Source organism: Enterococcus sp. AN402, assembly GCF_040719405.1.
GTDB classification, from domain to species: Bacteria; Bacillota; Bacilli; order Lactobacillales; family Enterococcaceae; genus Enterococcus; species Enterococcus faecalis.
In genome coordinates, this window is the sequence record NZ_JBFDTM010000004.1 from 841894 (window position 1) to 867902 (window position 26009).

A 26009-nucleotide genomic window follows, 5' to 3' on the forward strand; every position below is an offset into this window, starting at 1 on the left:
TTTGCGAATTCCAAGACTTTTTCCGCAGAATTAGGTACAATAAGTTACGTGTTAAAGAATTAGAAATGGAGGCAACCCAATCATGATAGGGACTGCTGTAAAAGAATTATTATTAGAAAAACAAGAAACGTTTTTAGTACCCGCCGAAAATGTCGCCAATGTAATGTGTTTAAATCCGTTAAGTCATGCGGCATTAGTCTTATCGCAAGTTCGCTATTCCAAGATTCCTGTGTTAGATAAGGGAGATCGCTTTGTTGGCTTAATCGGCTTGACAGACGTTGTAGATAAAATGTTTGATTTGACTTCAGTGGATTTTGAAAAATTGAATGAATTTACTGTGGCCGATGTAATGGAAGTCAATGTTCCTGTAATTGGTGAATCGTGGGATTTAGAAGAAGTGTTACATTTATTAGTAGATGCTTCTTTTTTACCAGTGGTTGATGATAATCAACGCTTTAAAGGTATCATTACACGCAAAGAAATTTTAAAAGCGGTCAATCATATGGCGCATGAATTAGAAAAACATCATCTTGTTCTGCCTAAATCAGAAGAAGAAATGAAAGTAATTTAAATAAAACGCAAGAAACTCTTTACTTTTTTCTCATAAATGCGTTATTCTGTATGATAACACGAAGTAAAGGAGTGCTGTGAGTGGACGCATATGAGATTATTCAGTATATTGGCGATGCCAAAAAGCAAACGCCTGTTAAAGTAACACTGAAAGGGCAATTAAAAGAAGTCACGTTTCCGGAAACAATTAAGGTCTTTAATAATTGTAAAACTGGGACATTGTTTGGCGATTGGGCTGACGTAAAACCTTTTTTAGAAGCAAACAAAGAAAAAATTGAGGATTATGTTGTAGAAAACGATGCACGTAACTCAGCAATTCCTTTTCTTGATCTGAAAGACATTAATGCTCGGATTGAACCAGGTGCTTTGATTCGCGAAAAAGTTGAAATTGGCGATCAAGCGGTGATTATGATGGGGGCTATTCTAAATATTGGCGCCGTCGTTGGTGCAGGGACTATGATTGATATGGGCGCTGTTTTAGGCGGTCGTGCAACTGTAGGGAAGCATTGTCATATTGGCGCAGGAACGGTTTTAGCTGGTGTCATTGAACCACCAAGTGCCGCACCTGTGGTTATTGAAAACGAGGTTGTCATTGGAGCGAATGCGGTCGTACTAGAAGGGGTTCGTGTTGGTGAAGGTGCCGTTGTGGCTGCTGGGGCGGTAGTTGTGGAAGACGTTCCAGCGCATACCGTTGTTGCAGGCGTGCCAGCAAAAGTAATTAAACAAATTGATGATAAAACCAAGAGTAAAACAGAGATTTTAGAAGAATTACGTAAACTCTAAAAATAAATTAGTCAGTCGCGATGAAGAAACTTCTTCATGGCGGCTTTCGATTACCCCAAAAATGAAGGAGTGGCTTTTGTGGAGCAAGAAGAATTAATTGCGATTAGACGGCAACTACATCAAATACCTGAAATCGGTCTAGAAGAAAAGGAAACACAAGCCTTTTTACTTAATGAAATTGATAAAATGAAGCAACCTTATCTGCAAGTTCGAACATGGCAAACGGGGATTTTAGTCTTCATAGAAGGCAAAAATCCTCAGAAAACCATCGGCTGGCGTGCTGATATTGATGGTTTACCTATTCAAGAGGAAGTGGTTTCTGCTTTTCAATCAAAACGACCAGGGTTTATGCATGCCTGTGGGCACGATTTTCACATGACAATCGGTTTAGGGGTTTTGAAAGAATTAAGTCAACAGCAACCAGACAATAACTTTTTATTTTTATTTCAACCTGCTGAAGAAAATGAAGCAGGGGGGATGTTGATGTATGAAGACCACGCGTTTGGTGAGTGGTTACCTGATGAATTTTATGCGCTTCATGTTAATCCTGATTTGCCAGTCGGAACTATTAGTACCAGAGTAGGGACATTGTTTGCTGCCACTTGTGAAGTGAACATTACCTTAAAAGGAAAAGGTGGACATGCGGCTTTTCCGCATCAAGCAAATGATATGGTCTTGGCGGCCACAAATTTAATTCAGCAAGCGCAAACGATCGTTAGTCGAAATGTTGATCCTGTGGTTGGGGCAGTCGTTACTTTTGGGACTTTTCATGCAGGGACTGCCTGCAATGTGATTGCCGAAGAAGCAACTTTATCTGGTACAATTCGCACATTGACAGCAGAAACGAATGAACAAACGCAGCGAAGAATTCGCGAAATTAGTGAAGGTATTGCGCAATCTTTTCAATGTGAAGTAACTGTTCATCTTGATCAGAAAGGGTATTTACCTGTAGTGAATGAGCCCGCATGTACCACGAATTTGATTGAATACATGAGCAAACAAGCAACAGTTCAATTTCAACAAGCACCGGTTGCAATGACAGGTGAAGATTTTGGCTATCTATTGTCTAAAGTCCCAGGCACGATGTTTTGGTTAGGCGTGGCAAGTCCTTATAGCCTTCATTCTGCCAAGTTTGAACCGAACGAAGAGGCGTTATTGTTTGGAGTGGAGGCAGTTAGTGGGTTTTTAAAATCATTGGACAATTAGAAAAACAGCCACCAGATAACTAATAAATATCTGGTGGCTGTTTTTTATTTTGCAATAATGGGCGTATTGGGAATCGTAAAGCCGGCCTCTGTTAATGCTTTGATATATTGAGCTAGAAATTCTTCTTTGACCGCAAATTGTTTGCCGTTTAGTACATACATGGTCGTTCGCACCGCAAAGTTGCCATTGCCTAAATCGACCATACCAAAAATATCTGGCCCAGTTTGAATACTTTCGATATACTTTTCTTTTAATGTTTCATTGACTTCTGTAATCACTTCACAAATTTTTTCATAACCTTCTTCAGGATTGATGCGGACATCAATTAACACTTGCATATTGGCACGAGACAGGTTACTGATTGTGGTGATGTTTCGGTTTGGAATAAAATGTACAGTTCCATCAACCGCTTTAATTTGAGTGGTTCGTAATCCGACAGAAGTAACTGTTCCTTCAATATTTAACGCCAATAAGCGAATATAATCGCCTACATCCATTTGTTGTTCTAAAATAATGAAAAATCCGGTAATTAAGTCATTCATGAATCCTTGAGCCCCTAAACCAATGGCAACACCGGCAATTCCCGCTCCGGCTAATAATGAGCCAACAGGCACACCGACAATGGTCAAAAGAGAATAGATGAAGAAAAAGAACAGCGTATATTGAAATGCATTAATAATTAAAGTGTGTAACGTTTTTAAACGGCTTTCACTAAAATGTTGCTTTTTACTATAATTTGCATAGGTGCGATCAATTAAATATTTCCCGATTCGCTGAATAATAAAAAATAGAAAAATTAAAAATAAAATTGATAAACTTTTTTCAATTAAGGTAGCGACAATGGCATCCCAATTAATATTGTTCCAAAAGCGTTGTAGCGCGCTCACTTTTTTTACGGTCGCTTCTGCTAAATCAGGAGCAGAAGAATCGACTGTTTCAGTACTGGCTAACCCAAGTATCAACATAAAAATCCAACTTTCTCTAAAATTTCTTCTTTTAGTATACTAAATCTCTCGGCGAAAGGGGAAGAAAATAGAAAGTTTTTTTAAAGACTTAACATGTTTTTTTAGGAATGTTATAATTTTGTAAATAAATAATATATTTTATAATTTTGTTAAAGGTTGTGAGTGCTGCGTGAAAGTTTCAATTGAATGGGCAAAAAATGATTTACTTTCTAAATTACCTGTAACAATTTTTATTGATGAACGATGTGCTACTCGCTTGACGGCTGACAAGCGACGAACATTCATCTTCCATAATCCAGTCGCTTTACGATTAGGGAGTCGTTTTTTTAGTAGTCAGATAATCGAAATTGCGGAATCATGTACATTGAAAGTTTCCTTTAATTGGTCCTGTGTTTATCTCTTTTGTATCTGGTTACTTGCAGTTAAACTGTGGATTGGAAGCGTTAGCGGTCGAACAATTGTAGTTGTGGCACTAATCGGAGTGCTGACCTATTGGCGTCGTTATTTATTAAAAATAAAGAAAATGACATGACGAGTCGTGATTGTTTCGTGAAAGAAGAATGCGTAGTATACTAAAAGTAATGAAAATGAAGGGACTGAAGAAACACATGACTTTGGATAAAACAAAAAAATTAGCAAACGGCAATGAAATGCCACGCCTAGGTTTAGGTGTTTGGCGTGTAGAAGATGGCTCAGAAGCAACAAATTCAGTAAAATGGGCTTTAGAAGCGGGTTATCGCTTGATTGATACGGCAGCCGTTTATAAAAACGAAGCAGGGGTGGGCGAAGGCATTCGTCAATCGGGTATTCCCCGCGAAGAAATTTTCGTGACGACGAAATTATGGAATGAAGATCAAGGCTATGAAAATGCGATTAAAGCGTTTGATAAAAGCTTAGAAAAATTAGGGTTAGACTATATTGATTTATATTTAATTCACTGGCCTGTTGCTGATAAATATAAAGAATCATGGAAAGCATTAGAAGAAATTTACGCAAGTGGTCGTGCCAAAGCAATTGGTGTTTCCAATTTTCATCAACATCATTTGGAAGATTTATTAACAGAAGCAAATGTTGTGCCAATGGTGGATCAAATTGAATTACATCCTACGTTAACACAAGAACCGCTACGAAAATATTTAGCCGAAAATAAGATTGCCGTGGAGGCTTGGTCTCCTCTAGGACAAGGTAATTTATTATCTGAGCCAGTACTAGTGAAAATTGGTGAAAAATATGGCAAATCAGCAGCCCAAGTGATTATTCGTTGGCACTTACAAAATGATATTATCGTGATTCCTAAATCTGTTCACGAAAAAAGAATTCAGGAAAATTTTGCTGTCTTTGATTTTGAATTAACACCAGAAGAAATAACCGCAATTAATCAGTTAAATAAGGATCATCGTTTTGGTGCAGATCCAGATAATTTTGATTTTTAAGTATGATAGCAAGTAAAAACGGAGGGGCGAAAGACGTCCCTCCGTTTTTACTATAATTTTTGAACAAAGTAGTTAAAGAGTGCTTGGGATTTGGCATCACGTGCGTACATTAGTTCAGGATGCCATTGAACAGCTAATAAAGGCTGCTGTTCATTTGTTGATTCCACTGCTTCTGCAAGGCCATCAGAGGACCAAGCAGTAACGCGTAAATCTTTTCCTAAAGTATGTAGTGCTTGGTGATGGTACGAGTTGACTTGACCAGTTGTACCATATATGTTTGATAATTGACTGTCTGGTTCAACATCAATACGATGCGTCGCAAAGATTGGTTGAGTGGGTTGTTGTCCGTGCTTAACTGACCATTGAGGATACATCGATAAATCTTGATATAATGTGCCACCTAAAGCAACATTGACTAATTGCATTCCACGGCAAACCGCAAAAATAGGTTTGTTTTGTTTTAAGGCTTCTTCAATTAGGGCTAACTCAAACTCGTCACGATCACGATTCGTTTCTTCTAATTTTATATGGGGTTCTTGTCCGTAAAATTCAGGGGCAACATCTTGACCGCCTGCTAAAAGTAGTTTATCAATTTGTTGTATATACGTAGCGGCTAATTCTTTGGGGCCAATTGGCAAAACGAGAGGAACGCCACCTGCAGCTTGAACAGCGCTGACAAAACCTTGTGGGGTGTAAGTCACTTGGTTACCGTGAAACACTTCAGCTGCCTGCAAAAGTTGATTGCCAGCGATTCCAATAATTTTTTTTGTCATAATAACATCACATCCTCAATAAATTCATACGTTCTATTGTAGCACTTTTTTTGAAAAAAGTGTTTGAGAAGAAGTCGAGACAAGTTTTGTCTCGGACAGCTCTCAAACACAAAAAGCTCAGTAAGTGAACAAGTGAAACTTTTTAACGTTCACGAATGACTTCGATTTTATAACCATCTGGGTCGACAACAAAGTAATAAGATGGTGCAGTTCCAGGTAAGCCTTTTAAGTCAGTGACAGTAAAGCCAGCCGCTTGATGTTTTTCGTGTAATCCTTCTAAATCATCTGTACTGATGGCGATATGACCATAACCGTTTCCTAAATCGTATGCTTCATGATCATAATTATAAGTTAGTTCTAGTTCGTAGTCGTCTCCTGGTAAAGTTAAATAAACCAAAGTAAATTTATTTTCTGGAAAATCACGACGGCGACTTTCTTCAAAATTGAAGGCTTTTTGATAGAAATCTAATGATGCCTCTAAATCTTTTACACGCACACATGTATGAGCCATTTTCATAGTTAAAAACTCCCTTTCAAACTTAATTATATTTCCAACGTTAATAGTAGCATAGATAAACGTGAAATGTAGAGAAAAACGCTTGGTTTCTGACTTGTTCTAAAGGAATTTCTCAGGTAAAATAGATGAAAAGAGAAGAGGTGCGCCAATGAAAACGCCAACGTTTGGAAAAAGAGAAGAGACATTGACCTATCAAACAAGATATGCTGCATACATTATTGTTTCAAAGCCAGAAAATAACACAATGGTTCTGGTACAAGCGCCAAATGGAGCTTATTTTTTACCAGGAGGCGAAATTGAAGGCACCGAAACGAAAGAAGAAGCGATCCACCGAGAAGTGCTAGAAGAATTAGGAATTAGTGTAGAAATTGGCCGTTATTTAGGGGAAGCTGATGAATATTTTTATTCGAACCATCGCCAAACTGCCTATTATAATCCTGGCTATTTTTATGTAGCGAATACTTGGCGGCAACTTAGCGAACCCTTAGAAAGGACCAATACTTTACATTGGGTTGCACCAGAAGAAGCAGTCCGTTTATTAAAAAGAGGAAGCCACCGCTGGGCCGTTGAAAAATGGCTAGCGGCATCATCATAAAATAACGAATAACCCTCAATCTATGTTGATTAGATTGAGGGTTATTGTTATTGAAAAGAATGTTTAAATTAAAACCATTTTTTCAATAATTTGAGCGACACCATCTTCGTCATTACTAGTGGTATGCACATCGGCAATTGTTTTAACATTTTCTGTCGCATTGCCCATCGCAACACCAATCCCAGCGTAATCAATCATGGATAAGTCATTTTCATTGTCACCAATGGCCATCACTTCGTCTTTATTTAAGCCTAAATGGTCTGCCAATTTTGCTAGAGCATTGCCTTTGCTAGCATTTTTATTCATGATTTCATAGTAAAAAGGCGTACTTTTAACAGTCGTATATTTTTCGGTAAAATGTAATGGTAATTTTGCAATGGCAGGATCTAAAACTTCCGGCTCATCAATCATCATCATTTTAATAATGTTCATCTCTGGTGTCATTTCATCCACCGTACGATATTTCAAAGGCATGTTCACTAAAGATGCTTCGTGAATCGTATATTTACCAATATTGCGATTGGCAGTGTAAATAGCGGAATCATCAATTGTGTGCAAGTGAGCGCCGACTTTACGAGAATACATTTCAATTTCTAAAAAATCCTCATAACTCAAGGTATAGCGTGAAATAATCGTATTATCTTTGGTTGCTTGGACAAGCGAACCGTTGTAGGTAATCACGAAATCATTTTCACCATATAAGGCTAATTCATCCAATTGTTCTTTCACGCCTGGCAAAGGACGGCCTGTACATAAAACAATACGAACGCCTTGCTCATTTGCTTTTTGGAGCGCTTCTTTGACCCGTGGGGTAATCTTGTGTTGTGAATTTAGCAATGTTCCGTCGATATCAATAGCAACTAACTTAATTGACATAGAATCCTCCTAGAAAACCTATTTTTTTAAAACTAACGCACCATTATGAATGTAACTTGAAAACTCACGATACGTCTCATCAAATAAATCGTAATGTTTTTTATTTCCTTGGTCAAGCATTTCTTTAGGGAAATAGAAACGTTCATCTCCTTGACTTTGACCAGCAAGTGCTGCAACTAGGGGACTAACCGTTGCCAATTCCACTAATGAGCCATCTTTTTGCATTAATTCAATTTGTGTACGATGACGGTCTTTATTTGGACGATAAAAATCGTAAGGTAAATCATAGCTTGAATTAATGGCAGTATAATATTTAGGGTTGAAACCAACTTTTTCAATCAATTCCCTTAAATAAGCAATCGTTGCTGCGCTCTCTTTTTCGTTCGTAAAGGTGGCTGACTTCAGAGGCTTACGCATAAGGAAACGTTTGGCTAAATCACCTAGAATTGAATCAGGCACATCCATCCATTGTGTAAAGTACGTAGAGAGGACGCCATCATCTAATTTTAAATATTCTTGTAAGGTGAAGTCCCCTTTAAAGAATGGTACAAGCAGAGGGGCTTGTAAATCATAGTCAAATTCAGGGTTTTCAAATAATTCTTTCGCCCGATGCAATAAATGATCAAGAATCACTTCCATCCCTCGAGAAACAGGGTGGAAATAGACTTGGACATACATTTGGTAACGACTAACGATATAGTCTTCCACCGCATGCATCCCATTCATAGCAAAGGCAATGCCTCCTTTGTAGGGTCGAATCACACGTAAGATTCTAGTTAAATCGAAGGTTCCGTATTCCGTCCCTGTAAAGTAAGCATCACGTAACAGATAGTCCATGCGATCGGCATCAATTTGACTAGAAATCATTTGCACCACTTGAGGATTTGGGTATTGTTTAGTAATAACGCTGGCGACTTTTTCAGGAAAATCTGCCGAAACACGGTTTAAAATTTGATAGACTTCCGTTTCTGGTGAGGTGATGATTTGGACCGTGATTGCTTCATGGTTTGTATCAAAAATATGCTCGAATGTATGTGAATAAGGACCATGACCGACATCATGTAATAAAGCTGCGCAAAGTGTAATCAGGCGCTCGTCGTCATTCCAGCCGTTTTCACCTAATCGTTCCACAGAGTAGTTACGTTGGAAAATCTCACAAATCCGACGTGTAATTTCGTAAACACCCAAAGAATGGGAAAAACGACTATGTTCGGCACCGTGAAACGTAAAAGAAGAAGTGCCTAGTTGCTTAATGCGACGTAATCGTTGCACTTCAGCAGAATTAATAAGGTCTAAAATCACTTGATGTTGGACATGAATATAATTATGGACGGGATCACGAAAAACTTTTTCGATTGGTAATCGTTGCTCTTTATACGGAATCGTCATACGATCTCTCCTTTAATTAAGGCGTTTCGTTGCGCCATTTTTTCCAGCTGGACAGTTAAATTTGTTTGGAACCATTCTGAGGTTATAATTGGTTCGGTTAAGTTTGGATCAATAGATTTTTCAAATTGTTGAGGTAATGCTTCGATTAAACGGGTTTTTACGGCGTCTATTGTTAATGGAGTCTCAATCAGGGTTTCTAAATTTGCCATCACTGCTGGATCAACGGGTGGATAACCATTTTCACCAAATTGTTCTTGTAAGCCAGCAAGGTAAAAGTCTCGAACCACTTCTCCACGAGCAAGTTGATTGCCGTTAACGCTGATGTAAATCATGACAGAAATACCGTCTTTGACGCGTCGTTGGGCAATCCCAGCAAACTTTTGACCGCCAATACTTAAATCATAAGTACCAGGACAATAGGATGTAGTAATTTCAAAGGCGTCAATCTCTTTCTCTGGAAAACTCTGACGGAGCCAAGCCCACATTAATTCATAAGCCGCATCGATACTTAATTTGTGTTCAGAATTATTTGGTAAAATAAGTGAAACATTTAAAATACCCGAATCGGCAATCACCCCTAAACCGCCGGCATTGCGAACGACTACAGAATAATCGTTTTCTTGCAGAGAAGTGATGCCTTCTTTTAGATGTGGTACACGGGTATCTTTCATGCCAAGAATCATTGCTTGATCCAATTGCCAGAAATGAATGATTGGTTGGTGCTGCATTCCTGAAAAAGTGGTTAAAACATCGGTCAAGGCAAAAGGTAAAAAATAGTCACTGTTTGTTAAACAACCTGAATCAAGGAGCATAAATGATTCGGTGTGAAGGGGAAAAGTTGTGCTCATAAAAAACGTCCTGTCTATTTATAATTACGTCATTTAATACGTTTATTTTCTTACTCTCTCTTATATTATATACAAAAAACGCAAAAAAGCATGTTATATAAACGAATTCTGAAGGAATTCTCTAAAATAGTAAACGGTTTTCTTATTAAATAGATGAAACAAATGCTTGCAACCCGTGAAAAGAGCTTATACAATAAGAAAAGGTACATAAGCAAGGAAAAATTGACTTTAGTTGACAAATACATTGAAAAAGTCAACAATAAGAAAGTTATATTTTGGAAAAGGAGTGACCATTATGGATTTATCAACAGGCGTTCCTGTATCGATTCAACTAAAAACGATTGTCCAACAAGGCAACGAACAAAAAGATTTTTTCTTTGACTTAGAAGGTCAATTAGTAAAAATGGGTGATACATTATACATTCGTTACAAAGAAGAATTATTAGAGGATACAGAACCAACCCCCGTAACCATTAAAATTGAACCAGACGGGCATGTTCAGCTGATTCGTGCTGGCGAATTACGGATGCGTTTAAGATTTGGCTATCAGGAAAAATTAGATACAAGTTATCGAACTCCTTATGGCTTGCTACAGATTAGTACGTTTACACATAATTTGCGTGTTAGTTTAAAAGACCAACCAATGTCTGGTAAGATTTTAGTTGATTATGATTTATACTCTCAAACAGAGCGAATCGGAGAATATCATTTAGAATTAGAATTTACTGCATAAATATTGCAGAATAGAATTGATTTTTTTTCAATGTTTTTGTATGATAAGGAGTAGACTGTGAAAGGACGTGTACCTCTTGGAAATTAATGTATTTGAAGGGTTAAACAAAAAAGAATTATCCATGATTGAAGTAGCACACGCTATTTTAGAACAACATGCAGATGTGATGGATTTTTCTGATTTAGTTAACCAAATCCAAAATTATCTTGGCAAGTCTGATAGTGAAATTCGTGACCAATTAGCACAATTTTATACAGATTTAAACATCGACGGTAGCTTTATCTCATTGGGAGACAATCGTTGGGGCTTACGTTCATGGTATCCAATCGATTCAATCGATGAAGAAGTTACACATGGCTTGGAAGAAGACGAAGAAGATGCACCACGTCGTAGAAAACGTAAAAAAGTAAATGCCTTCATCACTAATCCAAACGATGAAGATGTAATTGACTATAACGATGACGATCCAGAAGATGCTGAATTAACAAATGATGATGAAGAAGACATCTTGTACGATGATGAAGAAGATGAAGATGAAGAAATCAAAGCATACAACTCTGACTTACAAGAGATTGGTGCAGATTCAGACGATGATGAAGAAGACATTCCGCAAATCGAAGAAGATTTAACAATCATTGATGACGATGATGTTGAAGATGAAGACGATTTTGATGACGAATATTCTGAAGAGTAAGAAACCAAAAAGCTTGATTCCTAAGAAGGAGTCAAGCTTTTTAGTTGAATGCCCAAGAAAAATGAGAAAATAGAAAAAATTATTTTCTTGAATAGAAGTACTTGACCTGATGTCCGTTTGCTTGTATTATACTACTTGGGCACCTTTAAGAAGGTCAGAAGTTTGAACGAACTTACAAGCTCCCTATTCGTAATGGATAGGGAGCTTTTCTATTTTTGTTTCTTTTTTATTTGGAGAAACGTAAGAGTCTCAAAGTTGTTTTACTTCTCTCTACAAAATATTATCAAAGAAAGGGTTTTTAACTATTATGACAAAATACATCTTTGTTACAGGTGGCGTGGTTTCTTCTATCGGAAAAGGGATTGTCGCAGCATCTTTAGGACGATTATTAAAAAATCGTGGATTAAAAGTAACTATTCAAAAATTCGATCCATATATTAATGTGGATCCGGGGACAATGAGTCCTTACCAACATGGAGAGGTTTTTGTCACAGATGATGGTGCCGAAACAGATTTGGACTTAGGTCACTATGAACGTTTTATTGATATTAACTTAAATAAATACTCAAACGTAACCACTGGAAAAATTTATTCAGAAGTCTTACGTAAAGAACGTAAAGGGGAATACTTAGGTGCAACAGTGCAAGTTATTCCACACATTACCAATGAAATCAAAGAAAAAATCATGCGTGCAGCGAAAATGACGGATGCCGATGTGATTATCACAGAAGTAGGTGGTACTGTCGGCGACATCGAATCATTACCTTTCCTAGAAGCATTGCGTCAAATGAAAGCTGATATGGGTAGTGACAACGTAATGTACATCCATACAACCTTGATTCCTTACTTAAAAGCGGCTGGCGAAATGAAAACTAAACCAACACAACATAGTGTCAAAGAATTAAGAAGTTTAGGGATTCAACCAAATATTTTAGTGGTCCGTACGGAATTACCTGTTTCTCAAAACACTAAAAACAAATTAGCACAATTCTGTGATGTTAATCCAGAAGCGGTAATTGAATCTCGTGATGTTGAAACATTGTACTCCATTCCATTAGCACTTCAAGCACAAAACATGGATCAAATTGTTTGTGATCATTTAAAATTGGATGCACCGGCTGCAGACATGACTGAGTGGCGTGCATTAGAAGAAAAAGTTCTTAACTTGAAAAAGAAAACAAAAATTGCGCTGGTTGGTAAATATGTTGAATTACCAGATGCCTATATTTCTGTTGTAGAAGCATTAAAACATGCTGGGTTTGATTTTGATTCAGATATCGAAATTGATTGGGTTGATTCACAAGAATTAACTGCTGAAAATGTCGCTGAAAGAATTGGCTCAGCAAATGGTATTTTGGTTCCTGGTGGTTTTGGTGATCGTGGAATTGAAGGAAAAATTGAAGCGATTCGTTTTGCTCGAGAAAATGACGTACCATTCCTTGGTATTTGTTTAGGTATGCAAATGGCCTGTGTAGAATTTGGTCGTAACGTTGTGGGCTTAGAAGATGCTGGTTCTGCAGAAACTAATCCTGACGTGACAAATAACATTATTGATTTAATGGCAGATCAAGAAAATATCGAGAATTTAGGTGGCACACTACGTTTAGGTTTATATCCATGTAAATTGAAAAAAGGAACGAAAACTGCGGCAGCATACGGAAATGAAGATGTTGTCCAAGAACGTCACCGTCATCGTTATGAATTTAACAATAAATATCGTCAATTATTTGAAGAAAATGGCTTAGTTTTCTCTGGAGTTTCACCAGATAATCGTTTAGTTGAGATTGTTGAAATTCCTGAAAAACAATTCTTTGTGGCTTGTCAATTCCACCCAGAATTAATTTCTCGTCCAAATCGCCCACAACGCTTAATCAAAGGATTTGTTGGTGCAGCTTTGGCAAATAAAGAAAGTAAATAAGCAAAAATGGACGAAGTGATTCAGTTCACTTCGTCCATTTTTAATCTAAAAAAGTACGGGGCTCATCATGAGCCCCGTACTTTTTATGCTGCTTTATTTTCATCTGGTTTAGAACTACTTTCAGGTGGTTGCGGCGGTTCTTGTGAACTAGAACTTGATGGTTCAGGTGGTTGTTCCGATGTTGCCGGTTGCTCTGCTGAGGAAGAGCTTGCCGGTTGTTCGGTAGATGGTGGCGCTTCAGAGGAAGAAGGCGCACTTTCTGAACTAGAACTTGATGAACTTTCCGCTTCTTTTGTGGAAGAGGATTCCACCGTACTGCTAGATTCCGGCTGTGGTGCTGAAGAGGTAGTACTTGGTAAAACTTGTACATTTGGTACCTCATAGGCATCTTTCACGTAGAGTTCATTACCTACCCGCACAACACTGTCTGGCTGCACCCAGTCATCGTTTGAAACATTTTGAGACAAGTAACTCATTATTTCACGATAAACATCCGAGGCAATTCCATAGTATTCTTGATAGATTGGTGTATTTCGATCATTGTATCCAGTCCAAACAGAAACGGCATAGTGTGTTGTATAACCAACAAAGGTACTATCCGGGGCAATTCCTTTTTCTGTTGTGCCCATTCGCGCTAAATCTTCATCAGTATAGTTAGAAGTCCCTGTTTTGGCCGCTTGGATTAAGCCTGGAATGGCGCCGTTAAATCCTGTTCCGCCGTTTAAAACATCTTTTAACATATCCGTCATCATATAGGCGGTAGAGTCTTTCATCGCACGTTTACCATCAGGTTGATAATCAACGCTAGTTCCATCATTGAAAACGACTTTGTTTACGTAATACGGTTTGTTGTAAATCCCGTTATTGGCGAAAGCCGCATAAGCTGCTGCTAATTTCAATGAGGAAATCCCGTATTTATCGCCATCTACATCGCTTGTGTTACTTGAAATGGCATTTGACGCTTCTAAGTTTTTATAGTCAATTCCTAGTCCTTTAATGAAAGGCATGATGTTTTCTTTACCAACTTCATCAAACGTCTGGACCGCGGTTGTGTTACGAGAACCCATAATCGCACGGCGCATAGTAATGACGCCTTGATATGTTAAATCAGAGTTGAAGACATCAATGTCGGTACCAGGATATTTCGTTGGTTTATCCACCATGAGGCGACCTGTCGAATAATTTAAATTCTCAATTGCGGGACCATAATCCATGATTGGTTTCACGGTTGAACCAACATCACGTTGGGTGTTAACAGCTAAATTGTTTCCTAATTGCACATCATCAGGAATGTGACGACCACCAATTTGTGCTCGGACTTGTCCAGAGGCAACATCAATAACGGTTGAAGCCACTTGCATTTTATCATCTGGAAACGCAACGTATTGATCACTGTTGACAATATCGTAAAGTTGTTTTTGGGCATTCATATCTAAGTTTGTGTAGATATCTAGTCCGTCTGTGTAAACATTTTTACCAGTTTTTGCTTTCACTTCATTGATTACTTCTTTGACGTAATTATCTACGACTTTTCGATTGTCATCACTGGCTTTTAATGGCACTAAGCCTTCATCGATTGGGGTAGCTTTGGCTTTTTCGTACTCTGCTTTCGAGATTTTTTTATTGTCGTACATTGTGTAGAGTACAACATCCCGGCGTTCTTTAGCAGTATCTGGTTTTGTATAGGGATCGTATGAGTTTGGCGCTTGTGGCATTCCTGCCAGTAGGGCCGTTTGTGGTAAATCAAGTTCAGATAAATGTTTACCATAATAATTTTCAGCCGCTGTTTCCATTCCATAAAAACCATTCGCCATGTAGACTTTGTTAATGTAGTAAGTTAAAATTTCTTCTTTTGATTTTTCACGTTCTAAACGAACAGCCATCCATGCTTCTTGTGCTTTCCGTTTCAAGGTTTGGTCAGATTCTTTTGTAGAGAAGTAGGACAATTTAATTAATTGTTGGGTTAAGGTACTTCCGCCTTGTAATCCACCATTTTTGACATTTGAAAGGGCAGAACCGATAATCCGAATCGGATCCACACCAATGTGTTTATAGAAACGACGGTCTTCGACAGAAACAATGGCATCTTTTAATAATTGAGGCACATCATTTGGTTGAATTAATTCACGCTTTTCTGCGCCTAAATCCTCAAAAATTTCATTATTAATATCGTAAAGCTTCGATGAAACTGTCGCATTCAGTTTGTCATCTTCTAATTTTGGGGCTTGTCGTGCATAGAACCAAAAAAGACCAACGCCTGCTAAAAAAGCGACCATCCCAGCGATAAGTAAGCCAAGAAAGATTTTTAAAACAAGCCGTTTTTTCTTTTTCGGCGGTTGTGTCTTTTTCTTGTAACTCGACTTCGATGAGGTGTTGGATGCATGTCTAGCAGCTCGCGAGCCTGAATTTGCGGTTGGCATAAATAGCAACTCCTTTGTTATACTTTCAAAACTTTATGAATCTAGTGTGTCTGAATATATTGTTCCACTGCGTCGAGATAAGGGATTCGCGGTGCGATTCCAAAAGATAATTCAATTCCTTCTTTCTCGATGAGTGCAAGCGGCATAGATTTTTTTCCAGTAACTGCTTGGTTTTTCCAATGCGTTATTAGATTTTCACCACTAAAAAAGAAGCAGCGTTTTAAGCTTGAAAACCATAATAGCACAAAACAAATCCCTTGTTGTGCTATACATTGTTCCATATGATCAATTTGATGTTGATGAAAATTTTTAAAGGGAAAGGACGTGGTATTTTTCGTTTCTTTCGCTTCAAAATCTATGTAACGGCCTTGATATACACCGTTATAATCAGTCGTTGAAGCTTGTCTAAAGTAGGCCTCCTTAATAACAGCCGCACTTCGTTTGGGATAATCTACTTTAACAATTTGAACAGGAGTGGGTTTCTTATGAACGACTGCTTGCTTATTCAATAGATAATATTGATTGCTTTGATTGATCGCTTCTTCGAAATCCATCCCACGATTACCAAATTCAACGGGGCGTTTCTTTTTTACTTGTTTTTTTGGTGATTGTGCTTCATGATGATTATAAGGTATTCCGTTAGGATAATGGAACGTCACGTTTATCACACTCCTAGCCTGTATTATACCAAAAAAAAGACCTGAAAGAAAAGGGATGACTTATGGAAATGATAAAAACCCTCTATGTCACCGGTTATCGCAGCTTTGAATTGGGGATATTTCAAGGAAAAGACCCGAAAATCACAGTTATTAAAAATGTCTTAAAAAAAGAGTTAGCCAGTTATATTGAAGCGGGAGTAGAATGGATTTTGATTTCTGGCAATTTAGGTGTTGAACTTTGGACAGCTGAAGTAGTTGGGGAATTAAAAACGGAATATCCAGAAGTCCAGCTAGGTTTGCTTTATCCATTTAAAGACTTTGGCAATAATTGGAATGAACAAAATGGAGAACTGTTAACGAAAGCGGAAAGTTTGGCTGATTATATCAACTCAGTAAGTCACCAGCCCTATCAATCGCCAGCACAATTAAAAATGCATACAAAATTTCTTTTGGAACATTCTGGGGGCAGCTTACTTATTTATGACAAAGAGTACCCTGGCAAAACGGAGTATTTTTTAAAGGACGCACAACATTTTTCGGAACGAGAACCCTATGATATTCGCTTAATTACAATGGATGATTTACAAAACTCGGTGATTGATTAGAGAATCTGTTTGATTTTCTAGCTATTTTTCGTTACAATAGTATTTGTGGAACTATGAAATTTTCTATCGTAAATAAACAAATGAGGTGTAAACATGGCAAATTTAGTATATAGTCCTAAAGACATTTTACAAAAAGAATTTAAAACGAAAATGATGAACGGGTATGACCCAATTGAAGTAGACGAATTTTTAGACAATGTTATTAAAGACTACGAAGCTTATAATAAAGAATTATTAAGCTTGCAAGAAGAAAACAGCCGCTTAATGGCAAAATTAGACCAATTATCAAAAGCCCAACCAACGCCTCGTGTTGCTCAAGAAGTACCAAAAAGTGCAGCAGTGACCAACTTTGATATTTTAAAACGTTTATCAAACTTAGAGCGTGAAGTTTTTGGTAAAAAGTTAGATGAAACACCTTCAACACCTGTAACGCCTTCTGCACCGTCAATGACTGCAGAACCAGCGAACCATGATGTTGATAATGCACAAACACGTCAATTTTAACAAGACAATTTAAGTCAAGTTTTCACGAGGAACAAAAAGCATTTGTTAGAATAGCGGACACTTGTTGTAGTGTGTAAATTTTTGCTGTTCGTCTAAACAGATTTGTAATTTTCGGGTGATCGCGGTTTGCTTTTGCAAGCTGAGGAAAGTCCATGCTCGCACAAGCTGAGATGCTTGTAGTGTTCGTGCTTAGCGAAATCATAAGCTAAGGTACTCTTTTAGAGTAACGGCAGGAAAAATGACTAAGGTTTCGACTATGTCAAAGTATCCTTGAAAGTGCCACAGTGACGAAGCGATGTGGGAAACTCCATCGGTGGAACGCGGTAAACCCCTCGAGCGAGCAACCCAAACAATGGTAGGGGCGCTCTTCTAAAGGAAATGAACGAGTAGAAGAGGCAGAGTTTACTCTGCAGATAGATGATGACCGTCACCAATTTTTCCTGAAGAATTGGTGATACAGAACATGGCTTATAGAAAATTACAAGTAATTCAGGAAGACCTTCCAACGTAGTTGTGAAGGCTTTTTTTACGAAAAGAATAAAAAAATGTTAAAATAAAGAAACTGAGATAAAAGTAGTAAGCTGTCTGTTCTAAAGAGGCCGAGACAGGACCGTTTAGTTCAGAGAAAGCGGACAATTATAAAAAACAAGCGGAGCAGTAGTCGGCAGGACTGTTAGCTCCAGACAATAAAAAAGAGTCAAGAAGGAGTTTTTATGACGAAAGAAAAAACATTCAAACTTGTTGCAACGGCTGCTAGTGGCTTAGAAGCATTAGTTGGAAAAGAATTGCGTGATTTAGGGATTCCCTGTGAAGTAGAAAATGGCCGGGCCGTCTTTGAAGGAACAGTTGAAACAATTGCTACTGCCAATTTATGGCTACGAACAGCAGATCGGATTAAAATCGTCGTTGGCGAATTTAACGCCTATAGTTTTGATGAATTATTTGAAAAAGTTAAAGCACTTCCTTGGGAAGATTATTTGCCTTTAGATGCAGAATTTCCAGTTGCAGGTAAATCAATTAAGTCAAAATTGTATAGTGTTCCTGATTGCCAAGCCATCACCAAAAAAGCCATTGTTAACCGTTTAAGAGAAGTTTACCATCGTCCAGCGACGGTGCCTTTAACCGAAACAGGAGCTTTGTTTAAATTAGAAGTGGCTCTTCTAAAAGATAAAGTGACGTTGACGTTGGACACGACTGGACCAAGTTTATTTAAACGAGGCTATCGCATTGAAAAGGGGGGCGCACCTCTTAAGGAAAACATGGCAGCTGCTTTAGTGATGTTGACCAATTGGCGCAAAGATCGTCCTTTTTATGATCCAGTTTGTGGTTCTGGAACAATTTGTATTGAAGCAGCATTAATTGGCCATAACATTGCCCCTGGCTTTAATCGTAGTTTCACTTGTGAAACATGGGATTGGGTTGATCCAGCAATTTTTGAAAAAGTACGTAACGAAGCCGAGGCAAAGGCAGACTACGATGTTGAATTAGATATCTGTGGCTCAGATGTTGATGGGCGAATGATTGAAGTCGCACGAGCGAATGCTGAGGAAGTTGGTTTAGGTGATTCAATTACTTTTAAACAATTGGCATTAAAAGATTTTACAACCGAGAAGGAATATGGTGTAATGGTAGCTAACCCGCCTTATGGTGAGCGTTTAGGAGAAGAGGAAAGTGTTCGTCGTTTGTATAAAGAAATGGGCCATGTTTTCCGTCCGTTAACTACTTGGAGCAAGTATATACTGACGAGTGATCTTGCTTTTGAAGAATATTATGGTGCCAAAGCTACTAAAAAACGGAAGCTTTACAACGGAGCCTTACGAACAGATTTATTCCAATACTGGGGAACACGTCCACCAAGAAAACCACGGGAAGACTAAGAAAGCTGGTGTAAAAAAATGAAGGAAGCTGTATTTTTACAAGAAGTGAAAGAAATTCAATTACTAAAAAATGCCTTGACATTATTAGACTGGGATTCATCAACTGGGATGCCAGAAAAAAGTAGTCCTTTTCGAGGAGAAGTAGAAGGGTATTTAACCGGATTATATTTTGAACGAAGTATTGGCCCAGTTATTCAAGAAGCATTGGCCTATTTTGAGACACGCCCTGAAGAATTATCTGAATTAGGGAAACTGGTTTTTGAAAAAGTAAAAGAAGAATATGCTTTGAATAAAAATGTTCCAGCTGAACGTATGCAAGAGTATGTTAAAATATTAAACCAAGCACATACAGATTGGCTAAAAGCACGCGCTGCACAAGATTTCGGCTTGTTAGAAGAAACCTTAACGAAGGTCGTTGCGTTCCAAAAAGAGTTCATTCCTTATTGGCAAAAAGAAGAAAAAACACCGTACGATGTGTTATTAAATCAATTTGAACCAGGGATGACGGTTGAGAAGCTAGACCAAGTATTCGACCAAGTAAAACAAGGGATTCAAGAGATTCGGACCGTTTTAGCAGAAAAAGGTACGCCGCCTAGAACTGACTTTTTATCTAGAAAAATGACCAAAGAACAACAACGCCGTTTTGTGATTGGTGTGGTTGAGCAATTAGGCTATGATTTTTCAAAAGGCCGATTAGATGATACAGTTCATCCATTTATGACAGCTCTAAATCGAAATGATGCGCGGATTACTACGCGCTGGGAAGAAAATAATTTCTCAATGGCAACATTTGGTGTGATTCATGAAGCGGGTCATGGGATGTACGAACAAAATTTTGATCCTAAATTTGACTTTACGCCGCTAAGCGAAGGTGCCTCTATGGGGATTCACGAATCACAATCGCTCTTTAATGAAATTATCATTGGTAGCAACCGGGCTTTTTGGCAAAAACAATACCCGTTTTTCCAAGAATGCGCAGAAGGTACTTTTGATGATATTGCTTTTGAAGATTTCTATGCTTCTTTAAAAGAAACGAAAGCAAGTTTGATTCGGATTGATTCCGATAGTCTCACCTATCCTTTGCATATCATTATTCGTTATGAAATTGAAAAAATGTTGTTTAATGGTTCTTTGGAAGTCGCTGATTTGCCAAAAGTGTGGAACGAAAAATACCAAGAGTACTTAGGCGTATCACCTGAAAATGATTTAGAAGGTGTCCTTCAAGATGTTCATTGGTCTGGAGGTAGCTTTGGTTATTTCCCATCTTATGCCTTGGGTTATATGTACGCCGCGCAACTATTTCACGCAATGAAACAAGAATTATCTGTTGATGAAATTTTAGCTTCGGAGGATTATTCTGATATCCGTAAATGGTTAACACAACATATTCATCAGTACGGCGCTTCACGTAAACCAAATCAATTAATTTATGATGCAACGGGGGAAGAATTGAATCCTAGTTATTTAATTGATTATATGAAAGCTATTTATTTTGATGTTTATCAAGTGCAATAAGTGAAACAAGCAAGGGGAAGTGGACAACAACAATGTTATCAATTCGTGAATATTTAGAAGCTGGTGAAACAACAATCTCAAACTTACTATTTGATCATTACCAAAAAATTGGTTTGAAAGATGATGAATTTCTCTTTTTACTGCAACTTTTTCGTTCGCAAAATGCAGGCGATTTATTTCCAGACTTAATGGCGATTGCAGAGACGATGGGTAAAACGCCAGATACGATTTATAAGTTATTAAATCAATTGGTTTCTCGCGGTTTTATTCGAATTGAAACACAACAAAACCAAAAAGGTCAAATGATGGATACGTATGATTTACTGCCTGTTTTTCAAAAGATTCAATTATTTTTACAAACGAGCAAAGAAAAACAAGTTGTCGCAAACCACGAAGATGAAATTAAACAGCTTTACCAAGGCTTTGAAAAAGAATTCGGACGTCCACTTTCACCAATTGAATTAGAAATGATTGGTCAGTGGTTGAACACGGACCATTATTCCCCTGAATTAATCCGGTTAGCGTTGCGAGAAGCCGTTTTAAATCAGGCTTATAGTTTGAAATATATTGATCGTATTTTACTTGCGTGGGAGCGTAAAAATATTACCACCAAAGAACAAGTGGCTGCTGATCAGAAAAAACGAAAAGATTCTATGATTCAAAATGAGATTGAACAACAAGGTCAGACACAAGAAGCGCTACCAAAGGTTACATTACACAATTGGTTAAATCCAGAAGACAGTGAATAAAAAGGAGGTGGGCCATGCTATCAAAAGAGAAAACGATGGAAGCTATTGAAATTATGTATGAGATGTTTCCAAATGCAGAATGTGAATTAAAACATAAGAATCCTTTTGAATTATTAATTGCTGTGATTTTAAGTGCGCAAGCAACCGATGTATCGGTAAATAAAGCGACTCCTGGTTTATTCGCAGCTTTTCCAACACCAGAAGCTTTAGCAGCTGCGCCGGTGGAGGAGATTATTGCTAAAATAAAAACCATTGGCTTATATCGCAATAAAGCAAAAAATATTAAAGCGTGCGCACAACAACTTTTAGAACGTTTCAATGGAGAAGTTCCGCAAACCAGAGATGAACTGGTCAGTTTACCTGGCGTGGGGAGAAAAACAGCCAATGTAGTAATGGGAGATGCTTTCGGCGAACCGGCTTTTGCAGTAGATACACATGTGGAACGAGTGTCCAAGCGCCTTAGAATTTGTAAGCTAAATGCGAATGTTACTGAAGTTGAGCAGACCTTAATGCGTAAAGTTCCGAAAGAACTCTGGGTGAAAACGCACCATACCATGATTTTCTTTGGGCGTTATCACTGCCTAGCAAGAGCGCCTAAATGTGAAGCCTGTCCGCTACTCTATATGTGTCAAGAAGGCAAAGAACGGATGAAAGGGAAATAACACATTTTTTCCTAAGAAAGCGAGCCACAAGTCCAACCGACTTGTGGCTCGCTTTCTTTTTTTGATTTTTAAGAAACGCAACAAATGATTGCGGTTTCTTAAAAATTGATTTAGTATAGACAGTGTGGTATATACTAGAAAATTTATTTTTTTGAAGAAAGATAGGCGATGAAATGACAGAAAATGCACCCAAATTTAAGCAAATTTCTGCAGAAATTGAAAAGAAGATTCGAGACGGTCTGTATGTAAGTGCACAAAAATTACCTTCAGAATATGATTTAGCTAAAGAATATAACTGCAGTCGCTTGACCATCCGTAAAGCGATTGATGATTTGATTCGCAAAAATATTTTGGTAAAACGACATGGTAAAGGTAGTTATGTGATGTCGCAAGCGAAAATTCAAAGTGGCCGCGCTGGCTTACAAGGTTTTACTGAGGCAGCCAAAGCTTACGGGAAAAAAAGCCAGACAGAAGTCATTTCCTTTGAAGAAGTAGTACATCCCGCTGAGAAAATTCGGGAGGCGCTCCAAGTAGGAAAAAATGAGGCGATTTATGAACTGATTCGCCGCCGAATGTTAGATGGCGAGCCAATGACAGTTGAAAAAATTTATTTGCCACAGGCATACGTACAAGGCCATACGAAGCAAGACTTCGAGGGCTCTCTTTTCTGCTTAATCGAGAAGAACGTCGAGATTGCTTATTCGCATCAAGAAATTGAAGCAATCTTAGTTGAAGCGGAAATTTCCGAATTATTGAATGTTCCTGTGGGCCAGCCACTTTTACAAGTCCACTCTATCACCTATGCGCTTGATGCAACCCCTATTTTATATGATGTCTCTTTATATCGAGCAGATCGGTACACGTTTAAAAACACACTGACCCGCTATAGCCCGTCTGAAAACAACCAAGTGGAGCTAGGAGGTTCTTGGAACGAATGAAGATCAAAGAAGAAATAGCCGCTCAAAAAGATTTATTTTATGAAGACTTAAACAAAATTATGGCGATTCGAAGTGTGAAAGGGTCGCCTAAAAAAGAGGCACCTTTTGGCGAAGGACCGAAAAGAGCCTTGGAAGAAACGCTGAAACTGGCAGAGCGTTATGGTTTTCAAACTGGGATTGTCAATGACGCAGTTGGCTATGCGCAATGGGGAACAGCGGAAGAATATCTGGGAATTATTGGTCATTTAGATGTAGTACCAGAAGGTTCTGGCTGGTCAGTGCCGCCCTTTCAATTAACGAAAAAAAATCAACGTTTGTATGGTAGAGGAATTCTAGATAATAAAGGTCCTATCTTGGCTTGCCTGTATGGAATGAAATTACTGAAAGAACTTGGTTACCAACCAAAGAAAACCATTCGCTTAATGTTTGGCACGGATGAAGAAAGTGGGAGTGGAGATATCCCCTTATATTTAGAGAAGGAAAACGCACCCGTTTTTGGATTTACTCCAGATTGTAAATATCCAGTAGTTTATGGGGAGCGAGGGATTGTTAATTATGAAATCACAACGACCATCCCAGATGATTCAAGTGAACAAATTGGTCAGATTATGGGTGATCAAGCAAAAGACCACGTACCTGATCAATTAAGTGTGGTGATTGCGGGAAAAACAACAGCAATCACGGGAAAACGTGCTCCTTCCAATGCGCCAGAACTAGGCAAGAACGCGATTACTTTATTGGCACAGAAAATTAGCGAGGAACAGTTAGTCAAAGGAAATTTATTACAGTATTTCGACTGGTTAACCGCTAGTTTTCACGAAAAGCACTATGGCGAAGGAGTAGCTCTGGACTTTAAGGATCAGGATAGTGGGCAATTGATTTTAACGCCCTATGCGTTGGAAAAACGAGGACAGCAATTGGTGTTATCATTGGCCGTGCGTTATCCTGTTTCTATTACAGAAAACGAAGTAACCACGCAGCTAACGAAGGCACTATTTCCAGAAAGTGAAGTGACCGTCATCCGCCGCCTCCCTAGTACGCTGTTTCCAAAAGATGAGCGCAATGTTCAAAAATTAACCAAGGTTTATGAACAAATTACTGGCTTAGATGGGACGCCAGTCACAACTACAGGTGCTACGTATGCTCGCTTTATGCCGAATATCGTTGCTTTTGGTCCATCATTTCCTGGTCAAAAAGGCATTGCGCATAACCAAGATGAATATATGGATGAAAAAGATTTACTGCTTAATCTGGAAATCTATATGCAAGCGATGATTGCATTAACAGAAGCATAAAACCAATAGAAGATACACGTATGAGAAGAAGCCAATGTGTTTCGTAGAGGTCGCATACGTGTATCTTCTATTTTTCTGTATAAAATTTCATTTTCAGTATATACAAAACAGTATATACTAGTTTATAATGGTGGAGAAATGTAAGCGTTAACGAAAGGGCGGATGGAAAATGACTTGGGGTGCAATTGCGACATGGCGGATGGCACATGATGGGTTACTAAAAGCTACAGAAGAATTACAACAAGGAGGTGCTGCAGGCACGGCCGTGGAACAATTAATTAAAGAAGTAGAAGACTATCCTTTTTATAAGTCAGTGGGCTACGGCGGTTTACCTAATGAGGAAGGGATTTTAGAAATGGATGCTGCCTATATGGATGGAGACACATTTGCAATTGGTGCTGTGGCAGGAATTACAGATGTTAAAAATCCGATTTCAGTGGCTAAAGCATTAAGTAAAGAGAAGTTTAATAGTTTTCGTGTTGGCGCAGGTGCAACGAAATATTCAATGTTGCACGGTTTTGAAAGAAAGAATATGTTGACAGAACGCGCTAATCAATGGTGGCAAAAGCGTTTAAAAGAAATTCAGGAAAATCAGTTGAACCCCTATGATGGGCATGATACTGTCGGCGCTATTACGTTAGACCAAACAGGATCAATGGCAGCTGGCACTTCCAGTTCGGGACTCTTCATGAAAAAAGCAGGACGTGTTGGTGATTCACCACTGTCAGGTTCTGGTTTTTATGTTGATAGCGAAATTGGTGGTGCTGCGGCTACAGGATTAGGTGAAGATTTAATGAAAGGCTGTCTTTCTTATGAAATCGTCCGTTTAATGGGGGAAGGGTGCTCGCCACAACAAGCATGTGATCAAGCCGTCTATGCTTTTCACGAAAAATTGACCCAACGTTATGGGAAAGCAGGAGCTTTTTCACTAGTGGCCATGAACAAACAGGGAGACTGGGGCGTAGCTACGAATGTGGAATTTACTTTTACGGTTGGTACTGATATGCAGCAACCAGAAATCTATATTGCAAATCCAGGCAAGAATCATACCACAGAGATTCAGCCGATTTCACAAGAATGGTTAGCGGCCTATGAAAAAAGAATCAAAGCACCAATTGAATAAATGAGGAGAGTGAAGGAACATGAGTAAAAAACAAATTTATCTTTTTTGTGATGCAGGGATGTCTACAAGTATTATGGTGAATAAAATGATGGAAGTGGTGGAAAAACATCAAATGCCTTTAATGATTACTGCTTTTCCTATTGCAAGAGCACAAGAAGTGGTTGAAGCAGAGAAGCCTGTTGCTATTTTATTAGGACCACAAGTCCGTTTTTTATTAGAAAAAACAAAAGAACAATTTGCTCCTCAAGGGATTCCTGTCGCTGCAATTGCGCCAGAAATTTATGGCATGATGGATGGCGAAAAAGCATTGAAAGAAGCGCTACGGTTAATTAAGCAAAATAAAAAATAATAGATAGGAGTGA

The 26009-nt window shown here is 38.3% G+C and carries 27 protein-coding genes and 1 other RNA gene; 20 read left to right on the forward strand and 8 right to left on the reverse strand.

Annotated elements, in window-relative coordinates:
- The first annotated feature begins 82 nt into the window (after nt 1–82).
- From cbpB to AB1I62_RS05480, 3 genes are all read left to right on the forward strand, one after another.
- On the forward strand, nt 83–571 hold the full coding sequence (gene cbpB, locus AB1I62_RS05470; RefSeq protein ID WP_002358013.1) for a cyclic-di-AMP-binding protein CbpB: 489 nt from the start codon (nt 83–85) through the stop codon (nt 569–571).
- Between the two features lie 80 nt (nt 572–651).
- A complete protein-coding gene (gene dapD / locus AB1I62_RS05475) occupies nt 652–1353 on the forward strand; it encodes a 2,3,4,5-tetrahydropyridine-2,6-dicarboxylate N-acetyltransferase (RefSeq protein WP_002358012.1) in 702 nt (233 codons plus the stop codon).
- Between the two features lie 36 nt (nt 1354–1389).
- Nucleotides 1390–2559 carry an N-acetyldiaminopimelate deacetylase gene (locus AB1I62_RS05480; protein ID WP_002388919.1) on the forward strand — a complete coding sequence of 390 codons (1170 nt, stop codon included), beginning with the start codon at nt 1390–1392 and terminating at the stop codon, nt 2557–2559.
- Nucleotides 2560–2603: 44 nt separating this feature from the next.
- Here the strand turns inward: AB1I62_RS05480 and AB1I62_RS05485 are convergent, their stop codons facing one another.
- A complete protein-coding gene (locus tag AB1I62_RS05485; protein WP_002382128.1) occupies nt 2604–3524 on the reverse strand; it encodes a mechanosensitive ion channel family protein in 921 nt (306 codons plus the stop codon).
- 169 nt (nt 3525–3693) lie between these two features.
- On the opposite strand from AB1I62_RS05485, the gene AB1I62_RS05490 reads away from it, so the two are divergent.
- Nucleotides 3694–4056, forward strand: a complete 363-nt coding sequence (locus AB1I62_RS05490) for a hypothetical protein (RefSeq protein ID WP_002358008.1) — start codon at nt 3694–3696, stop codon at nt 4054–4056.
- A gap of 76 nt (nt 4057–4132) precedes the next feature.
- Nucleotides 4133–4957: an aldo/keto reductase gene (locus AB1I62_RS05495; protein ID WP_202250914.1), complete on the forward strand. Its 825-nt coding sequence runs from the start codon at nt 4133–4135 to the stop codon at nt 4955–4957.
- A gap of 50 nt (nt 4958–5007) precedes the next feature.
- Here AB1I62_RS05495 and AB1I62_RS05500 read toward each other — a convergent pair whose 3' ends face one another.
- The gene (locus AB1I62_RS05500) at nt 5008–5730 is read right to left on the reverse strand and encodes a gamma-glutamyl-gamma-aminobutyrate hydrolase family protein (protein ID WP_002358005.1); all 723 of its coding nucleotides are present in this window, start codon (nt 5728–5730) and stop codon (nt 5008–5010) included.
- A 142-nt stretch (nt 5731–5872) separates the two neighbouring features.
- A complete protein-coding gene (locus tag AB1I62_RS05505; RefSeq protein ID WP_002369612.1) occupies nt 5873–6247 on the reverse strand; it encodes a VOC family protein in 375 nt (124 codons plus the stop codon).
- Nucleotides 6248–6395: 148 nt separating this feature from the next.
- On the opposite strand from AB1I62_RS05505, the gene AB1I62_RS05510 reads away from it, so the two are divergent.
- Nucleotides 6396–6842: an NUDIX hydrolase gene (locus AB1I62_RS05510; protein WP_002397797.1), complete on the forward strand. Its 447-nt coding sequence runs from the start codon at nt 6396–6398 to the stop codon at nt 6840–6842.
- 63 nt (nt 6843–6905) lie between these two features.
- Here the strand turns inward: AB1I62_RS05510 and yidA are convergent, their stop codons facing one another.
- Genes yidA through AB1I62_RS05525 form a run of 3 tightly spaced genes read right to left on the reverse strand, consistent with a single transcriptional unit; the run spans nt 6906 to nt 9919 of the window.
- On the reverse strand, nt 6906–7718 hold the full coding sequence (yidA, locus tag AB1I62_RS05515; RefSeq protein ID WP_002377829.1) for a sugar-phosphatase: 813 nt from the start codon (nt 7716–7718) through the stop codon (nt 6906–6908).
- A gap of 18 nt (nt 7719–7736) precedes the next feature.
- Nucleotides 7737–9107: a dNTPase gene (locus tag AB1I62_RS05520; RefSeq protein WP_202250916.1), complete on the reverse strand. Its 1371-nt coding sequence runs from the start codon at nt 9105–9107 to the stop codon at nt 7737–7739.
- Complete coding sequence (locus AB1I62_RS05525; protein ID WP_016629983.1) at nt 9104–9919, reverse strand: lipoate--protein ligase family protein; 816 nt, start codon at nt 9917–9919, stop codon at nt 9104–9106. The genes AB1I62_RS05520 and AB1I62_RS05525 overlap by 4 nt, the downstream gene beginning before the upstream one ends.
- Before the next feature lie 331 nt (nt 9920–10250).
- Here AB1I62_RS05525 and AB1I62_RS05530 point away from each other — a divergent pair, with 331 nt between their 5' ends.
- The 3 genes from AB1I62_RS05530 (at nt 10251) to AB1I62_RS05540 (ending at nt 13300) form a co-directional block, all read left to right on the forward strand.
- Entirely contained in the window at nt 10251–10688 is a 438-nt protein-coding gene (locus AB1I62_RS05530) for a DUF1934 domain-containing protein (protein ID WP_002382132.1), read from the forward strand.
- 76 nt (nt 10689–10764) lie between these two features.
- Nucleotides 10765–11382, forward strand: coding sequence for a DNA-directed RNA polymerase subunit delta (rpoE, locus tag AB1I62_RS05535; RefSeq protein WP_002357996.1), 618 nt, complete (start codon nt 10765–10767; stop codon nt 11380–11382).
- 307 nt (nt 11383–11689) lie between these two features.
- Nucleotides 11690–13300, forward strand: coding sequence for a CTP synthase (locus AB1I62_RS05540; RefSeq protein WP_192177227.1), 1611 nt, complete (start codon nt 11690–11692; stop codon nt 13298–13300).
- A gap of 83 nt (nt 13301–13383) precedes the next feature.
- On the opposite strand, the gene AB1I62_RS05545 is transcribed toward AB1I62_RS05540, so the two are convergent.
- Both AB1I62_RS05545 and recU read right to left on the reverse strand, forming a co-directional pair.
- Nucleotides 13384–15720 (reverse strand): PBP1A family penicillin-binding protein, encoded by a 2337-nt coding sequence (locus tag AB1I62_RS05545; protein ID WP_002360569.1) that lies wholly within the window; start codon nt 15718–15720, stop codon nt 13384–13386.
- Between the two features lie 41 nt (nt 15721–15761).
- Complete coding sequence (recU, locus tag AB1I62_RS05550) at nt 15762–16379, reverse strand: Holliday junction resolvase RecU (protein WP_002388848.1); 618 nt, start codon at nt 16377–16379, stop codon at nt 15762–15764.
- 62 nt (nt 16380–16441) lie between these two features.
- Between recU and AB1I62_RS05555 the strand changes: the two genes are divergently transcribed.
- The 11 genes from AB1I62_RS05555 to AB1I62_RS05605 all read left to right on the forward strand — a co-directional run bounded on the left by AB1I62_RS05555 (nt 16442) and on the right by AB1I62_RS05605 (nt 25996).
- Complete coding sequence (locus AB1I62_RS05555; protein WP_010822702.1) at nt 16442–16984, forward strand: DUF1273 domain-containing protein; 543 nt, start codon at nt 16442–16444, stop codon at nt 16982–16984.
- A gap of 93 nt (nt 16985–17077) precedes the next feature.
- Entirely contained in the window at nt 17078–17488 is a 411-nt protein-coding gene (gene gpsB, locus AB1I62_RS05560) for a cell division regulator GpsB (protein WP_002357990.1), read from the forward strand.
- Between the two features lie 107 nt (nt 17489–17595).
- Nucleotides 17596–17964, forward strand: an RNA gene (gene rnpB / locus AB1I62_RS05565) — RNase P RNA component class B.
- A gap of 237 nt (nt 17965–18201) precedes the next feature.
- Nucleotides 18202–19365, forward strand: coding sequence for a class I SAM-dependent RNA methyltransferase (locus tag AB1I62_RS05570; RefSeq protein ID WP_002357989.1), 1164 nt, complete (start codon nt 18202–18204; stop codon nt 19363–19365).
- 18 nt (nt 19366–19383) lie between these two features.
- Nucleotides 19384–20880 carry a carboxypeptidase M32 gene (locus AB1I62_RS05575; protein ID WP_202250917.1) on the forward strand — a complete coding sequence of 499 codons (1497 nt, stop codon included), beginning with the start codon at nt 19384–19386 and terminating at the stop codon, nt 20878–20880.
- A 32-nt stretch (nt 20881–20912) separates the two neighbouring features.
- A complete protein-coding gene (locus tag AB1I62_RS05580; protein WP_002361632.1) occupies nt 20913–21629 on the forward strand; it encodes a DnaD domain protein in 717 nt (238 codons plus the stop codon).
- A 14-nt stretch (nt 21630–21643) separates the two neighbouring features.
- Nucleotides 21644–22291, forward strand: a complete 648-nt coding sequence (gene nth, locus AB1I62_RS05585; protein WP_002357985.1) for an endonuclease III — start codon at nt 21644–21646, stop codon at nt 22289–22291.
- Between the two features lie 173 nt (nt 22292–22464).
- The gene (locus tag AB1I62_RS05590; RefSeq protein WP_002357984.1) at nt 22465–23229 is read left to right on the forward strand and encodes a GntR family transcriptional regulator, LSA1692 subfamily; all 765 of its coding nucleotides are present in this window, start codon (nt 22465–22467) and stop codon (nt 23227–23229) included.
- Nucleotides 23226–24524, forward strand: a complete 1299-nt coding sequence (locus tag AB1I62_RS05595; protein WP_002396912.1) for a Sapep family Mn(2+)-dependent dipeptidase — start codon at nt 23226–23228, stop codon at nt 24522–24524. Before AB1I62_RS05590 ends, AB1I62_RS05595 begins: the two co-directional genes overlap by 4 nt.
- A 169-nt stretch (nt 24525–24693) precedes the next feature.
- Nucleotides 24694–25647: a N(4)-(beta-N-acetylglucosaminyl)-L-asparaginase gene (locus tag AB1I62_RS05600; RefSeq protein ID WP_002380170.1), complete on the forward strand. Its 954-nt coding sequence runs from the start codon at nt 24694–24696 to the stop codon at nt 25645–25647.
- A 19-nt stretch (nt 25648–25666) separates the two neighbouring features.
- The gene (locus tag AB1I62_RS05605; protein WP_002357981.1) at nt 25667–25996 is read left to right on the forward strand and encodes a PTS sugar transporter subunit IIB; all 330 of its coding nucleotides are present in this window, start codon (nt 25667–25669) and stop codon (nt 25994–25996) included.
- Nucleotides 25997–26009: the final 13 nt, after the last annotated feature.

Bases quoted from the DNA above. Each gene is read 5' to 3' on its own strand.
- AB1I62_RS05545 (WP_002360569.1), bottom strand. From the start codon at position 15,720: ATGCCAACCGCAAATTCAGGCTCGCGAGCTGCTAGACATGCATCCAAC.
- AB1I62_RS05495 (WP_202250914.1), top strand. From the start codon at position 4,133: ATGACTTTGGATAAAACAAAAAAATTAGCAAACGGCAATGAAATGCCA.
- AB1I62_RS05480 (WP_002388919.1), top strand. From the start codon at position 1,390: ATGGCGGCTTTCGATTACCCCAAAAATGAAGGAGTGGCTTTTGTGGAG.
- AB1I62_RS05600 (WP_002380170.1), top strand. From the start codon at position 24,694: ATGACTTGGGGTGCAATTGCGACATGGCGGATGGCACATGATGGGTTA.
- AB1I62_RS05540 (WP_192177227.1), top strand. From the start codon at position 11,690: ATGACAAAATACATCTTTGTTACAGGTGGCGTGGTTTCTTCTATCGGA.
- gpsB (WP_002357990.1), top strand. From the start codon at position 17,078: ATGGCAAATTTAGTATATAGTCCTAAAGACATTTTACAAAAAGAATTT.
- AB1I62_RS05485 (WP_002382128.1), bottom strand. From the start codon at position 3,524: ATGTTGATACTTGGGTTAGCCAGTACTGAAACAGTCGATTCTTCTGCT.
- AB1I62_RS05555 (WP_010822702.1), top strand. From the start codon at position 16,442: ATGGAAATGATAAAAACCCTCTATGTCACCGGTTATCGCAGCTTTGAA.
- AB1I62_RS05580 (WP_002361632.1), top strand. From the start codon at position 20,913: ATGTTATCAATTCGTGAATATTTAGAAGCTGGTGAAACAACAATCTCA.
- AB1I62_RS05525 (WP_016629983.1), bottom strand. From the start codon at position 9,919: ATGCTCCTTGATTCAGGTTGTTTAACAAACAGTGACTATTTTTTACCT.
- AB1I62_RS05505 (WP_002369612.1), bottom strand. From the start codon at position 6,247: ATGAAAATGGCTCATACATGTGTGCGTGTAAAAGATTTAGAGGCATCA.
- AB1I62_RS05520 (WP_202250916.1), bottom strand. From the start codon at position 9,107: ATGACGATTCCGTATAAAGAGCAACGATTACCAATCGAAAAAGTTTTT.
- cbpB (WP_002358013.1), top strand. From the start codon at position 83: ATGATAGGGACTGCTGTAAAAGAATTATTATTAGAAAAACAAGAAACG.
- AB1I62_RS05510 (WP_002397797.1), top strand. From the start codon at position 6,396: ATGAAAACGCCAACGTTTGGAAAAAGAGAAGAGACATTGACCTATCAA.
- AB1I62_RS05595 (WP_002396912.1), top strand. From the start codon at position 23,226: ATGAAGATCAAAGAAGAAATAGCCGCTCAAAAAGATTTATTTTATGAA.
- yidA (WP_002377829.1), bottom strand. From the start codon at position 7,718: ATGTCAATTAAGTTAGTTGCTATTGATATCGACGGAACATTGCTAAAT.
- AB1I62_RS05590 (WP_002357984.1), top strand. From the start codon at position 22,465: ATGACAGAAAATGCACCCAAATTTAAGCAAATTTCTGCAGAAATTGAA.
- AB1I62_RS05605 (WP_002357981.1), top strand. From the start codon at position 25,667: ATGAGTAAAAAACAAATTTATCTTTTTTGTGATGCAGGGATGTCTACA.
- AB1I62_RS05570 (WP_002357989.1), top strand. From the start codon at position 18,202: ATGACGAAAGAAAAAACATTCAAACTTGTTGCAACGGCTGCTAGTGGC.
- AB1I62_RS05530 (WP_002382132.1), top strand. From the start codon at position 10,251: ATGGATTTATCAACAGGCGTTCCTGTATCGATTCAACTAAAAACGATT.
- nth (WP_002357985.1), top strand. From the start codon at position 21,644: ATGCTATCAAAAGAGAAAACGATGGAAGCTATTGAAATTATGTATGAG.
- AB1I62_RS05575 (WP_202250917.1), top strand. From the start codon at position 19,384: ATGAAGGAAGCTGTATTTTTACAAGAAGTGAAAGAAATTCAATTACTA.
- AB1I62_RS05500 (WP_002358005.1), bottom strand. From the start codon at position 5,730: ATGACAAAAAAAATTATTGGAATCGCTGGCAATCAACTTTTGCAGGCA.